The sequence below is a fragment of the Streptomyces sp. NPDC059718 genome (genome assembly GCF_042733315.1).
Lineage (GTDB): Bacteria > Actinomycetota > Actinomycetes > Streptomycetales > Streptomycetaceae > Actinacidiphila.
Window position 1 is genome coordinate 116,601 of the sequence record NZ_JBHWGA010000003.1, and the last position, 13,730, is coordinate 130,330.

Below are 13,730 nucleotides of genomic sequence, written 5' to 3' on the forward strand. Positions count from 1 at the left end.
GCCGCAGCCACCGTCCACCGGGGGAACCCGCCATGTCTGGTCCCGTGTCCGCTGCCGCCCTCAGCCGTCGCAACGTCCTGATCGCCTCGGGTGTGACCGCCCTGGGTGCGGGGCTCGGGTTCGCCCTCGTCCCCGGTTCGGGCGACGCGAAGGCAGAGCCGCCCGGCGCCGAACCCGCCTCCGGTGCGGCCCCGTCGGCACCGTCCGCTACGGCCGCCGCCGAGCCCTTCACCGCCGGCACGACCCTCCAGTCCGTCGCCTCGCCGCGTGGCGGCGGGGGCTATCGCCGGCTCGGTGACGGCCCCGGATGGAAGCGGGTCGTCCGCACCGAACTGGGCGCAGCCAAGAGCGGCCGCACCGCGCGCCGTACGCCCCTGTCCTGCTTCGTGCAGTTCACCGACCTGCACCTCACGGACGTGCAGAACCCGCAGCGTTACGAGTTCCTGCGCTCCGCCGCCTCCGCGGGCTGGCGTCCCCAGGAGGCGCTCACCAACGCCGGCGCCGTCTCCCTGGTCGAACGGGTCAACGCCCTGCGGCACGGGCCCGCCACCGGCACGCCCATCGGTTTCGTCATGACCACCGGCGACAACACCGACAACAACTCGCGGATCGAACTGGACTGGTTCCTCGCGGTGATGAGCGGTGGCCGCGTCACCCCCGACTCCGGTGACCCGCACCACTACGAGGGCGTCCAGGACTCGGGCCTGAAGCTCTTCTGGCAGCCGGACGCCGCCCTGCGCGACGTCGACAAGGCGCTCGGCTACCCCCGCCTGCCCGGTTTCCTGGCCGCCGCGGTCCGCGAGCTCAACAGCCCGGGACTGAACGTCCCCTGGTACTCCACCATCGGCAACCACGACCAGCTGTACGGGGGTTCGTACGCCGCCTCGTCCTTCTTCCACGACCTCGCGCTCGGCTCACGCAAGTTGTTCTCGCTGCCTCCGGCCGAGGCCGAAGCCGTCAACGCGTTCCTGCGCGAGGGGCCCGACCCGCAGGGCACCCGCTTCCGCCAGGCCTGGAACCGCTACAAGTCCGCCGCCCGCACCGTCACCCCCGACGAACGCCGGGCACCGGTCACCCCGCGCGAGTACATCGCCGCCCACCTGGACCCGGCGCACGCCGGCGCCGGTCCCGTCGGCCACGGCTACACGACGGACGAACTCGACTCCGGCCTGCTCCACTACACGTTCCGGATCTCCGGCGGCGTGCTCGGCGTCAGCCTCGACACCACCGACCGGGGCGGCGACTACCGGGGCTCCCTCGGCACGGCCCAGATGGACTGGCTGGACCGGACGCTCACCACGCACGCCGACGACACCGTCCTGGTCTTCAGCCACCACCCCAGCTGGTCGATGACCAACCTGGTCCGCGACCCCGCCCGCCCCAGCGAGCGGCGGCACGGTGGCGACGAGGTGCTCGCGCTGCTCCGCAGGCACCGCAACGTCGCCGCCTGGATCAACGGGCACAGCCACAAGAACAAGATCGTCCCGCACGGCACCTTCTGGGAGGTCTCCACCGCCTCCCACGTCGACCACCCGCAGCTGGCCCGGATCGTCGAGCTGACCGACAACCACGACGGCACGCTCTCGCTGCTCTGCACGCTCGTGGAGTCCGCGGCCCCCTACCGCACCGACTTCACCGACCTGTCGCAGACCGGACTCGCCGCCCTCTACCGCGAGCTCGCGTTCAACTCCCCGGGAGCCCGCGCGACGCTCTCCGGCGAGCCGCGCGACCGCAACGTGGAACTGCTGCTGAAGAAGCGCTGACCGCCGCGCTCACCGCGGGAGCACCACCACCCACGACGCGGGGTTGCGGTCGGCCGCGGCCATCAGGGCCGTACGGACGACGGTGGCCTGCTGCTCCAGGGACTCCCGCAGCTTGCGCGGCGTGATGTGCACGACGGAGATGCCGAGCCGCTCCAGGTGCTCGCGCTTGCGGGCGTACTCGCCCCACAGGGCGTCGTCCTCCTGCCGGGGCACGCGGGCGTCGAGCTCCACCGCGACCGCGTGCTCCGGCCAGTACGCGTCCACGCCGCCCAGGTGCGGGCCGCCCGGCAGCCGCAGGTCGACGTTCCACAGCGGATCGGGCAGCCCGAAGCAGCGCACCATCGTGTACAGCCGGCTCTCGGCGATCGCACGGCCCTCGGCCACCAGCGCGTCGACCGCCTCGACCACGTGCGACCGGGACAGCAGACGGGCCCGGCTCAGCTCCCCGACCAGCGCCGTCGCCTCGCAGCGGCCGCCACGCACCGCCTCGGTCAGCACCTGGCGGACCGCCCGGGCGTCGTCCAGCTCCTCCACCGCGTCCGCCAGCGCCCGGGGCAGCGGCGCGCACGGCATGCCCTGCACCTCCCGCGGCCGGGGCAGCGCGGTGGTGCGCACCAGTCCCACGTCACCCACGGCGCGCAGCCTGCGCTGCCGGGCCACCAGCAGGTCGATCCGGTCCAGGCCGATCAGCGGCGGCACCGAGGAGAAGCGGTGCAGGGCGAGCGCCGCGAGACCCGTGACCATCGCCTCGCGGCCCGCGTAGAGCAGCGCCGCCCGGACCCGCTCGTCGCCGGTGGGCCGCCCGCGGTGCAGGACGTACACCCGGGGCAGCACCTCCTGCCAGGGGCCGCCGGGGCGGCAGCGCTCGGCCAGCGTCTCCGGGGTGACGCCGTGCTCCCGCAACTGCCGGGCCGACAGCACCGTCGGCCGGGTACGGGAGAGGTGGTCGAGGGGGCGGGGGCTGAGGGGGATGTTGTGGTTCATGCCGGGTGGATTCCCGCATCCCTCAGCGAGCCTAACGGCTGTTACCGTACCGTCGACAAATGCGGACATCCCCGCACTAAAGTTCAGACGTTCGGTTGCCGAGTGCCATTTTTCACCTATCCGGGTGACCGACCTTGCCCCACCTGCTCCCCGGCCTGGCGATGCTGCCGCACCACCGGGGCCGGGCGGTACCCCACGTACGCCATTGGGGTGACCGGTCACCTGTTCCCTTCCGGGAGGGAGGTCTCAGACCGCCCCCGCCGCCGCGTCGCGCTCCTGGGCCCGCAGCGCCCGCGCGAGGTCGTCACGGCACTCGGCGACCAGCCGGCGCAGCGCCGGCGGCGCGTCCGCGTGCCCGCCCAGCCAGGCGTCGGCGGCGTCGAGGGTGGCGGCCCGGTCCTGGTGGTGCGGGAAGAGCCCGCGGACGACGGCCATGCCGATCTCGATCGAGCGCTCCTTCCAGACCCGCCCGATCACGTCGAAGTAGCGGTCCGCGTAGGGGGCGAGCAGCTCGCGCTGGCCCGCCTGGTCGAAGCCCGCGATGGTGGCCTCGACGAGCGCGTTGGACAGCGCGTCGGACTCCACGACCGACGCCCAGCACTGCTCCTTGACGGCCGCGGAGGGCCGCGCCGCCAGGCAGCGCACCTGGTGCCGCTTGCCGGAGGCGGTGTCGTCGCGGGCGAGCTCCGCCGCGACGGCGGCCTCGTCGGCCGCGCCGCCGGCGGCCAGCGCTTCCAGGAAGGCCCAGCGCAGCTCCTGGTCCACGTCGAGCCCGTCGATCTTCTCGGTGCCGTCGAGCAGCCCGCGCAGCACGTCCGCCCCGGCGTCCCCGGAGGCGACGGCCGCGTAGAAGCGGGCCCAGGCCAGCTGGTGGCCGCTGCCCGGGGCCGCCGCGCGCAGCTCGCGCAGCGCGCCGTCCGCCAGCTCGCGCCCGCCCTGCCCGCGCCAGGCGGGTGCCGCGTAGTCGTTCAGGGCCGTACGGGCCTGCATGTGCAGCCCCTGCAGGACGCCGATGTCGGTCTCGGCGCCGGCGAAGCGCAGCACCAGGCCGAGGTAGTCGCGGGCGGGCATCAGGCCGTCGCGGGTCATGTTCCACACCGCGGACCAGGCCAGGGCGCGGGCCATGGGGTCGGTGAGCGAGCCCAGGTGCTCCCGGACCGTGGCCAGGGAGTCCTCGTCGAAGCGGATCTTGCAGTAGGTCAGGTCGTCGTCGTTGACCAGCACCAGGTCGGGCCGCTCCGCCCCGGCCAGCTCGCCCACCACCGTGCGCGGGCCCGCGACGTCGGTCTCGGCGCGCGCGTAGCGCTCCACGGTGCCGTCCGCGGTGCGCCGGTAGAGCCCCACCACGACCCGGTGCGGACGCAGCTCGGGATGCGAGGGCGCGGCCTCCTGCACCACGGCCAGCTCGGCGATCCGCCCGTCGGCGCCGTACGTCGCCCGCGGGGTCAGCGAGTTGACGCCCGCGGTCTGCAGCCAGGACCGGGACCACCCGGCCATGTCGCGCCCCGAGGTCTCCGCCAGCACCGACAGCAGGTCGCCCAGCTCGGTGTTGCCGTAGGCGTGGCGCTGGAAGTAGCGGCGCGCGCCCTCCAGGAAGGCGTCCCGCCCGACGTAGGCGACCAGCTGCTTGAGCACGCTGGCGCCCTTGGCGTAGGTGATGCCGTCGAAGTTGAGCTTGGCGTCCTCCAGGTCGCGGATGTCGGCCGTGACCGGGTGGGTGGAGGGCAATTGGTCGGCGCGGTAGGCCCAGGCCTTGCGGCGGTTGGCGAAGGTGATCCAGCCCTCCTTGTACCGGGTGGCCTCCACCAGCGAGAACGCGCCCATGAAGTCGGCGAAGGACTCCTTCAGCCACAGGTCGTCCCACCACCGCATGGTGACCAGGTCGCCGAACCACATGTGCGCCATCTCGTGCAGGATGACGTTCGCCCGGCCCTCGTAGGACGCCTGGGTGACCTTGCCGCGGAAGACGTACTCCTCGCGGAAGGTGACCAGCCCCGGGTTCTCCATCGCACCGATGTTGTACTCGGGCACAAAGGCCTGGTCGTACTTCCCGAAGGGGTACGGGTAGCCGAAGTGGTCGTGGAAGAAGTCCAGGCCCTGCTTGGTGACGGTGAAGATCTCCTCGGCGTCGAAGTGCCGGGCGAGGCCCCTGCGGCACAGCGCCCCCAGCGGGATCTCCAGCTCGGAGCCGTCCGGCAGCGCGCGCCGGTAGGTGTCGTGGACCATGTGGTACGGCCCGGCGACGACGGCCGTGATGTACGTGGAGATCGGCCGGGTCGGCGCGAAGTGCCGCGTCTCGCCGCCGTCGGAGACCCCGGTGACACGCTCGTTGCCGAGCACCACCCAGGACTCGGGCGCGGTGACGGAGAAGGTGAACGGCGCCTTCAGGTCGGGCTGCTCGAAGTCGGCGAAGACCCGGCGGGCGTCGGCCGGCTCGTACTGCGTGTAGAGGTAGACCTCGCCGTCCTCGGGGTCGGTGAAGCGGTGCATGCCCTCGCCCGTCCGGCTGAAGGCGCACTGCGCGTCGACGACCAGGACGTTCTCGGCGGCCAGGTCGTCCAGCGTGATCCGCGTCCCGTCGAAGACCACCGCGGGGTCCAGCTCCCGGCCGTTGAGCGTCACCGACGTGACGGAGGGCGCGAGCAGGTCCGCGAAGCTCGACGCGCCGGGCTCCGTGCAGCGGAACCTGACGGTGGTCACGGACCGGAACGTCCGCTCCTGCGGGCGCAGCGCCGACCGCAGGTCGAGGGCGACCTCGTAACCGTCCACGGCCAGCAGCCGTGCCCGCTCTCGGGCCTCGTCACGCGTGAGGTTCTCACCGGGCACGGGGTCTCCATCCTTCGCACGCCGTCGTGGGATCTGTCTTGTGGACGCCACGCATCTTCGCACGTCGGCCCTGACGGCGGCGCACGGGAATGGGGATGGCACCGAGGGCGTTGGGCGTTGCGGACCACGTGTCACCGCATCATGCCCAGAGGAGAGAACCGTGACCGAGACCACGACCACCCCCACCCCGGTGGACTTCTGGTTCGACCCCGCCTGCCCTTGGGCGTGGATGACCTCACGCTGGATGCTGGAGGTGGAGAAGGTGCGCCCCGTCGAGGTGCGCTGGCACGTGATGAGCCTCGCGGTGCTCAACGAGAACCGTGACGAGCTGCCCGAGCAGTACCGGGAGTTCCTGACCACGGCCTGGGGCCCGGTCCGCGTCTGCATCGCCGCCGAGCAGAAGTACGGCAGCAAGGTGCTCGGCCCCCTCTACACCGCCCTGGGCACCCGTATCCACAACCAGGGCCTCGGCCACAAGGACCACGACGTCATCGTCGCCGCCCTGGAGGAGGCGGGCCTGCCCGCCGACCTCGCCGACTTCGCCCGCAGCGACGCCTACGACGCGGAGCTGCGCGCCTCCCACCAGGAGGGCATCTCCAAGGTCGGCCAGGACGTCGGCACCCCGGTCATCGCGGTGCCCGGCGCCGACGGCGAGCAGATCGCCTTCTTCGGTCCGGTCGTCACGCCGGCGCCCAAGGGCGAGGCCGCGGCCCGCCTGTGGGACGGCACCCTGCTCGTCGCGTCGACCCCCGGCTTCTACGAGATCAAGCGGACCCGCGACCAGGGCCCCGTCTTCGACTGAGCCGGCCGGTCCGGTTCAAAAGTGCCGGAGCAGTTCGGGGAAGGCCGACAGCCGCAGCACCCGCCCGTCGGCCGGGTCGAGCTCGGACTGCTCCAGCACCCAGGTGTTCTCGTTGGGGATGAACACCGCGCTCATCCCCGCCTCGCGCGCGGGCAGGATGTCCGACTTCGGGGAGTTCCCGATCATCCAGCTCCTGCCCGGCGCGTAGCCGTACCCCGCCAGCAGGTCGCGGTAGGTGTCCGCGGCCTTCTCCGGCACGATGTGCACCCCGCGGAAGCGGTCCGCCAGCCCCGAGGCGGCCACCTTGCGCGCCTGCTCCTCCTCGTCGCCCTTGGTGAGCAGCAGCAGCTCATGGCGGGTGCCCAGCTCCTCCAGCGTGCTCGCCACACCGGGCATCAGCTCCACCCGGTGCTCCACGAAGGCCACCGCCAGCTCGTCCACCCGCCGGAGCTCGGCCTGCGTGACGGGCCGCTCCCGCAGCCGCTCCAGGAGCTCGCCGAGGCTGCGCAGGAAGACCTTGCTGCCGTAGCCGTGGACGACCGCGTTCGCCGCCTCGATCTCGTTGAGCAGCGCCCTGATCTGCGCGCGGTCCAGGACGGGATGGTCCACCCAGTCCAGGAAGTCCTCTATGACCCGCTCGAAGACCACGTTGTTCTCCCACAACGTGTCGTCCGCGTCGAAGACCAGTACCTGTCCGGTCAGCCGTGCCTCGTCCATCCCGCGAGCGTATCCAGCACCTGCCTCCGGGGGCCGCGCATTTTCCGCGCGGCGCTACGCGCGCCGTCCGGCGAGGGCCGCGTCCAGCTCCGCGCGGGACGGCGGATCGGCGCCCACCCGCGTGCAGTTGAGCGCCGCGGCCGTGACGCAGCGCTCCAGTACGGCGGCGAGTCCCTCCCGCGAGGCGGGGACACCCTCGCCGGCGATCGCGTCGAGCAGCGCCGCCTGGAAGGCGTCGCCCGCGCCGATGGTGTCGACGACGTCGACCTCGGGCGCGGCCACCCGTACGAGGGCGCCGTCGGTCACCGCGAACGCGCCGTCCGGACCCAGCGTGACGACCGCGAGCCGCGGCCCCTCGGCGAGCAGCGCCCGGGCGGCCTCCTCCGGGGCGAGCCGCGGGAAGAGCCAGGCCAGGTCGGCGTCACTGGCCTTGACCACGTCGGTGACCCCGGCCAGCCGCAGGCACGCCCGGCGGTAGGCCGGCCGGTCGGGCTGGACGGCCGGCCGCACGTTGAGGTCGGCGACCACGGTGCGCCCCGGCAGGGCGTGCAGGTCGCGGCAGAGTTCCAGCACCCGCGTCGCACCCGGTTCGACCACCGCGGCGAGCGAACCGGTGTGCAGCACCGCGGTGTCCGCGGGCAGCGGCAGCCGCTCCGGGTCCCACGCAGCCAGGAAGTCGTAGGAGGCGGAGCCGTCCCGGTCCAGGTAGGCCATCGCCAGCGTGGTGCGCCCGGCCGGGCTCGTGGCGCGGACGACCTCGACCCCGGTGGACTCCAGGTGCGCCCGCACCAGTTCGCCGGGCGGGTCGTCGCCCCACGTGGTGACCAGGGTGGTGGGCCGCCCCAGCCGGTGCAGGCCGACCGCGACGTTGGCCGGGCTGCCGCCCGGCACGGGGGTGACCTGCCGCTCCCCGGAACGCCACAGCAGGTCGACGAGGACCTCGCCGACGACGCCGACGCGGGAGGGGGAGGACGGAGCGCTCATGCGGGCAGCATAGGAGGCCGTCGTACGGGCGCCGGAGCGGTGTCGGACCCGGCCGGTGGCGCCGCTCCGGCGGTGATTGGAGAAACCCCACTAAGGCCCGGGTGACGAAGCTCACGCCCGGCGCCGCATCCTTGTAGGAAGCCGACCAACGCCGTGATCAGGCCTTTGTGATCGGCGGACGATGATCGGCGGGGGCGACGCGGGTTAACGTCACGGTGTCCCGAACCGACCCTCACCCCGCGGAGTCACCCGATGGCCAGCGCAGTTCCCGCCGCTTCCGCCGTACGGACCCACCCGGTCCTCGCCGACCTCATCCCCACGTCGCGGGTGCGCGGCGTGGCCCTCGTCACCGGTGGCGCCGTACTGACCGGCCTGGCCGCGCAGTTGTCGGTCCCGGTCCCCGGGTCCCCGGTGCCCGTGACGGGCCAGACCTTCGCCGCGCTGCTGGTGGGCACCGCCCTCGGCGCTCGCCGCGGCTTCCTGGCGCTCGCGCTGTACGCGGTCGCCGGTGTCGCAGGCGTGCCGTGGTTCGCGGAGGGTTCGTCGGGCGCCGCGGCGCCGAGCTTCGGCTACATCCTCGGCATGGCGCTGGCGTCGGCGCTCGTGGGCGCGCTGGCCCGGCGGGGTGCGGACCGCAGCGTGTGGCGGATGGCCGGCGTCATGGTGGCCGGCAGCGCCGTCACCTACGCCGTGGGCGTCCCCTACCTCGCGCTGGCCGCGCATCTGACGCTGGGCCAGGCCGTGACGCTGGGCCTGACCCCGTACCTCATCGGCGACGCGCTGAAGGCCGCCCTCGCCATGGGCGCGCTGCCCGCCGCCTGGAAGCTGGTCGGCCGGCGCGACTGACCGGCCACGACCTGCGACGCACCAGGGTGGGGGCGGGGCGAAGGCCCCGCCCCCACCCGTTCTCCGTCAGTGCCGCGGCGCCGGCTCGCGCCGGGTCAGCCACAGGCCCGCGCCGCCCGCGGCCAGCAGCAGGCCGCCGCCCAGCAGGAGGACGGCCGTGCGGCCGGGAGCGCCGGTGTCCGGCAGCGTGCCGGGTGCGGAGGGACTGGCGCTCGCGGAGGTGTCGGGGCCGAAGGGCACGTTGTCGGTGCCCAGCAGCAGCGGGGTGTCGGGGGCGTTCGGCGTGGGCTTGCCGGTGCCGAACGGGACCGGTCCCTGCTGCCACAGCAGGGTGCCGGTGTCGCCGAGCATCACGGGCAGGCAGATCTTGCCCTTGCCCTGGAGGTCGTAGGTCGCGGACACGGTGTAGGTCCTGCTCTTCCCCGCGGCCAGTTTTCCGACGGCGCAGCTGAATCCGCTGTTGGAACCGTCCGGGAGCTGTGCCTTCGGAATCGGGTCGCAGCCCCGCACGGCGGTCACCGCGAGGGCGTCGAAACCGACCACCAGGAGCCGGAGCCCAGGGGACTGCGCGTCACCCTTGTTGACCACCCGGGCCGTGATCGAGGTCTTTTCCGTCGTGTTGTCGACGGAGATCCTGGACGGCAGTTCCGTGCTCACCTTCACCCCGGCCGGGGCGCTCGGACCAGGTGTACCCCCCTGGCCGCTGCCCGGTACGGGCTCGGCACCGTACGCAGGTCCGGCGAACGCCAGCGCCAGCACCGCGGCCGCCGCGGCCGATTTCCGAACATGAATTCGCCGATTGAAAAGGCGCATTGTTCTTCCCCCTTCTGCCCCGCATCAGCGGTATCTGAAGAGAAGTACCACAAGATTCCGGGCAACTATGCTGTCATGGTGGCAAGTTCATACTTCTGTCCCGGTCCCCGCGTGAATTGCGGGCCACCGGACAGGAATTGAGGGTCATGGGGAATTCTTCCCGCAGTGGGGAGTCCGGGCATGGTGGGAAATGCGGGTGGTGAGGTGCGCGGCCGGCTGGTGGTCGGCCGCTACCGACTGGGGGAGCCGATCGGTCAGGGCGGCATGGGCCGCGTCTGGCGGGCGGTCGACGAGGTGCTGGACCGGCAGGTCGCGGTCAAGGAGATGCGACTGGACGACATGGAGGCCGAGGACGCCCGGGTCCGTCGCGAGCGCAGCCTGCGGGAGGCGCGCGCCACGGCCCGGATCGACCATCCGAACGTGGTCCGGATCTACGACGTGGTCCGGGAGGACGACCGGCTCTGGATCGTGATGGAGCTGGTCGACTGCCGGTCCCTGGAACAGATGCTGGCGCAGGACGGCCCGGTGGCCGTGACCGAGGCCGTGACGATCGGGACCGGGCTGGCCCGCGCGCTGCGCGAGGTGCACGCGGTCGGCGTGCTGCACCGCGACATCAAGCCCGGCAACGTGCTGATCGACACCCGGGGACGGGTCGTCCTCACCGACTTCGGCATCGCGGCGATCCAGGACGCCACGGCGCTGACGATGGCCGGGATGCTGGTCGGCTCGCCCGACTACATGGCCCCCGAGCGCGTGGAGGGCCGCCACCAGGGACCGCCGTCGGACCTGTGGTCCCTGGGCGCGACCCTCTGCGCCGCCCTCGAGGGCAGGTCCCCGTTCTCCCGGGCCACCACCCTGGCCACGCTGCACGCGGTGCTCTACGAGGAGCCCCTGCTGCCGGCCGGCGCCGGGCCGCTCCACGGCACCCTGACCGCCCTGCTGCGCAAGGACCCGGCGGAGCGGATGACCCTGGACGGCCTCGACGAGGCGCTCGCGGCCCTCGCCGCGCCCCCGGGCGGCCCGACCGTCGTCACCCGGCAGGCGCCGTCGCCCGCGGAGGAGGGGCGCACCCCGACGCTCGCCGTCGGACGGGCCGCCCAGGAGCCGGCCGCCGGGCCGGAAGCGGCGCCCGAGCCGCAGGACGCCGTCCCGCCGGGCTGGGAGCGCCGCATCACGGAGGCATCAGCGGCGCCAGGACCGGAACCGGACCCAGGACCGGAACCGGACCCCGGACCGGAACCGGACCCCGGACCGCGACAGGGCCCCGGACCGGAACCGGACCCCGCGGCGCCGCCGGTGCCCGCGCGTTCCCCGGCCTCCTCGCGCGTCCGCCGGGTGGCCCTGCTGACCGCCGCGGGAGCGGCCGCCGCGGCCGTCGCCGTCACCGCCGTCCTGCTCACCGCACCGCGCACCGGCCATCGCGAGGGCCCCGTCGTCGCGGGCACCAGCCGTCCCCCGTCCACCGGCGCCACCTCGGCCGGCGGCACGTCCACCGGCACGCCCGCTCCCGGGGAGCGCAACGAGACCGGCTTCGTCTGGGAGCCGCCGCGGGGCTGGACGCGCAGCGCCAAGAGCCCGTCCAACGTCCACTACCACGCCCCGGACGGACAGCAGGAGATCGCCGCCTCGTACGCACTCGCACGGGGCGGCGATCTCCTGGAGCAGTGGCGCGCCTTCGAGGCCGGTTCCCACGACGTGCCCGGCTACCGGAATACCCGGCTGGAGCGGACGTCGTTCCGCGGTCGTCCCGCCGTCGTGTGGGAGTACGCCTTCACCCAGGCCGGCGCGCCCTGGCGGGCGCGGCAGCTCGGCTTCACCGAGGGGGGCAAGTCGTACCAGCTGAACGTCTGGTACGCGGCTTCCGCCGAGTCCGCCGCGCTGGCCGCCTACGACCGGGTGGGGGAGTCCTTCCGGCCCTTGTGAAGCAGCTGGCGCACCACCGCGACGGCGACCACGCCGAGCCCCACCAGCACCGAGACGACCACCTGGTCCCGGCCGCCGCCGTCGGCGGTGTCGGTGAGCATGTAGCCGAGCACGAACACGATCATCGCGATCGTCGCCCAGGTCAGGTACGGGTACAGCCACATCCGCACCCGCAGCCGCTCCGGGGCCTCCTTCAGGATGATCTTCCGCATGCGCAGCTGGGAGAAGCAGATCACCAGCCACACGAACAGCGCGATCGCACCGGAGGCGTTGAGCAGGAAGAGGAAGACGGTGTCGGGGTACTTGTAGTTGAAGAAGACCGCGACGAAGCCGAAGACGACCGAGCCCAGGATCGCCGCCTGCGGCACACCGCGCTTGGTGGTGCGGGCGAACGCCTTCGGCGCGTCACCGCGCCGGCCCAGCGAGAAGGCCATGCGCGAGGCCGTGTAGAGGCCTGAGTTGAGGCAGGACAGCACGGCCGTGAGCACGATCACGTTCATGATCTGGCCGGCGTGCGCGATGCCGATCGAGTTCAGCGCGGCCACGTAGGAGCCGTCCTTGGCGATCGACGGGTCGTTCCACGGCAGCAGCGACACCACGATGAAGATCGAGCCCAGGTAGAAGACGCCGATCCGCCAGATCACGCTGTTGGTGGCCTTGGTGACCGCGCGCTCGGGGTCGGCGGACTCGCCCGCGGCCAGTGTGACGATCTCGCTGCCCATGAAGGAGAACACGACCAGCAGCACACCGGTGAGGATCTTGCCGGGGCCGTTGGGGAGGAAGCCGCCGTGCGCGGTGAGGTTGCCCAGTCCCACGGCGTCGTCGTGGCTGCCGGGCAGCACGCCGAAGACCGCGAGCGCGCCGAGCACGATGAAGCCGGCGATGGCCACGACCTTGATCCCGGCGAACCAGAACTCGAACTCGCCGTAGGAGGCCACCGAGGCCAGGTTGGTCGCGGTGAGCACGACCATCACGATCAGCGCCCAGCCCCACTGGGGCACGGCCGGGACCCAGCCCTCCAGGATCTTAGCCCCGGCGGTCGCCTCGACCGCCAGCACCACGACCCAGAAGAACCAGTACAGCCAGCCGATGGAGAAGCCGGCCCAGCGGCCCAGCGCGCGGTCGGCGTAGGCGGAGAAGGAGCCGGAGGTGGGGTTCGCGGCCGCCATCTCGCCCAGCATGCGCATCACGAAGACGACCATGGTGCCGACGAGGGCGTACGACAGGAGGATGCCGGGGCCGGCGGCGGCGATGCCGGAGGCGGAGCCGACGAAGAGGCCGGCGCCGATCACGCCGCCGATCGCGATCATCGACAGGTGGCGGTTCTTGAGCCCGGCCTTCAGGCCCGAGCCGTCCTGCTGTTCCGTCGCGAGTTCGTGGGCAGCAGTGGAGTCGGCCGCTGGGGTGGAGTCGGCCACTGGGGTGGGGGGACGTGTACTCATGGGGTGGCATGAAACACGGCCCGGCGCGACCGGGGGAACCTTTGATTCCGTTTTGTTGTCCTACCCTCAAGCCACCCTCAAATCCCCCTCACGCAACACCCACGGCATGTCGCCCAGCGTGCCCGTGCGACACTCGTCCGTATGCGCGTGTACCTCGGTTCCGACCATGCCGGCTTTGAACTCAAGAACCACCTCGTGGAGTGGCTCGAGGCCAACGGGCACGAGCCCGTCGACTGCGGCCCGCACATCTACGACGCCCAGGACGACTACCCGCCGTTCTGCCTGCGCGCCGCGGAGCGCACCGCCGCGGACCCCGGCTCCCTCGGCATCGTGATCGGCGGCTCGGGCAACGGCGAGGCCATCGCGGCAAACAAGGTCAAGGGCGTGCGGGCCGCGCTCGCCTGGAGCCGGGAGACCGCGACCCTCGGCCGCGAGCACAACGACGCCAACGTCATCAGCGTCGGCGCCCGCATGCACACCACCGACGAGGCCACCAAGTTCGTCGAGGTCTTCCTCGGCACGCCCTACTCGGGTGAGCCGCGCCACAGCCGCCGCATCGACATGCTCACCGCGTACGAGACCACCGGCGAGCTGCCCCCGATCCCGCCGCACCACCCGCAGGAGGGCTGA

General features: G+C 72.8%; 11 protein-coding genes. 5 read left to right on the forward strand and 6 right to left on the reverse strand.

The genetic code is table 11. The features are described from left to right. Positions 1-32 precede the first annotated feature (32 nt). Positions 33-1,763 carry a TIGR03767 family metallophosphoesterase gene (locus tag ACFV3E_RS05300; RefSeq protein WP_500533469.1) on the forward strand — a complete coding sequence of 577 codons (1,731 nt, stop codon included), beginning with the start codon at positions 33-35 and terminating at the stop codon, positions 1,761-1,763. A gap of 9 nt (positions 1,764-1,772) precedes the next feature. Here the strand turns inward: ACFV3E_RS05300 and ACFV3E_RS05305 are convergent, their stop codons facing one another. Both ACFV3E_RS05305 and pepN read right to left on the reverse strand, forming a co-directional pair. After that, positions 1,773-2,747, reverse strand: a complete 975-nt coding sequence (locus ACFV3E_RS05305; RefSeq protein WP_500533470.1) for a hypothetical protein — start codon at positions 2,745-2,747, stop codon at positions 1,773-1,775. Between the two features lie 246 nt (positions 2,748-2,993). Further along, complete coding sequence (gene pepN / locus ACFV3E_RS05310) at positions 2,994-5,573, reverse strand: aminopeptidase N (protein WP_500533471.1); 2,580 nt, start codon at positions 5,571-5,573, stop codon at positions 2,994-2,996. A gap of 160 nt (positions 5,574-5,733) precedes the next feature. On the opposite strand from pepN, the gene ACFV3E_RS05315 reads away from it, so the two are divergent. Continuing rightward, on the forward strand, positions 5,734-6,375 hold the full coding sequence (locus ACFV3E_RS05315) for a mycothiol-dependent nitroreductase Rv2466c family protein (protein ID WP_500369529.1): 642 nt from the start codon (positions 5,734-5,736) through the stop codon (positions 6,373-6,375). Between the two features lie 15 nt (positions 6,376-6,390). Here ACFV3E_RS05315 and ACFV3E_RS05320 read toward each other — a convergent pair whose 3' ends face one another. Next, positions 6,391-7,092: an HAD family hydrolase gene (locus tag ACFV3E_RS05320; protein ID WP_500533473.1), complete on the reverse strand. Its 702-nt coding sequence runs from the start codon at positions 7,090-7,092 to the stop codon at positions 6,391-6,393. 54 nt (positions 7,093-7,146) lie between these two features. Further along, a complete protein-coding gene (locus ACFV3E_RS05325; RefSeq protein WP_500533474.1) occupies positions 7,147-8,076 on the reverse strand; it encodes a carbohydrate kinase family protein in 930 nt (309 codons plus the stop codon). Positions 8,077-8,328: 252 nt separating this feature from the next. Between ACFV3E_RS05325 and ACFV3E_RS05330 the strand changes: the two genes are divergently transcribed. Beyond that, positions 8,329-8,922, forward strand: a complete 594-nt coding sequence (locus ACFV3E_RS05330) for a biotin transporter BioY (protein WP_500533476.1) — start codon at positions 8,329-8,331, stop codon at positions 8,920-8,922. A gap of 66 nt (positions 8,923-8,988) precedes the next feature. Here the strand turns inward: ACFV3E_RS05330 and ACFV3E_RS05335 are convergent, their stop codons facing one another. Continuing rightward, positions 8,989-9,579, reverse strand: a complete 591-nt coding sequence (locus ACFV3E_RS05335) for a hypothetical protein (protein ID WP_500533477.1) — start codon at positions 9,577-9,579, stop codon at positions 8,989-8,991. Between the two features lie 336 nt (positions 9,580-9,915). Here ACFV3E_RS05335 and ACFV3E_RS05340 point away from each other — a divergent pair, with 336 nt between their 5' ends. Beyond that, positions 9,916-11,658, forward strand: coding sequence for a serine/threonine-protein kinase (locus tag ACFV3E_RS05340; protein ID WP_500533478.1), 1,743 nt, complete (start codon positions 9,916-9,918; stop codon positions 11,656-11,658). Here the strand turns inward: ACFV3E_RS05340 and ACFV3E_RS05345 are convergent. Beyond that, entirely contained in the window at positions 11,622-12,968 is a 1,347-nt protein-coding gene (locus ACFV3E_RS05345) for an amino acid permease (protein ID WP_500533696.1), read from the reverse strand. The genes ACFV3E_RS05340 and ACFV3E_RS05345 overlap by 37 nt on opposite strands. Before the next feature lie 273 nt (positions 12,969-13,241). Between ACFV3E_RS05345 and ACFV3E_RS05350 the strand changes: the two genes are divergently transcribed. After that, the gene (locus ACFV3E_RS05350; RefSeq protein ID WP_500533479.1) at positions 13,242-13,730 is read left to right on the forward strand and encodes a ribose-5-phosphate isomerase; all 489 of its coding nucleotides are present in this window, start codon (positions 13,242-13,244) and stop codon (positions 13,728-13,730) included.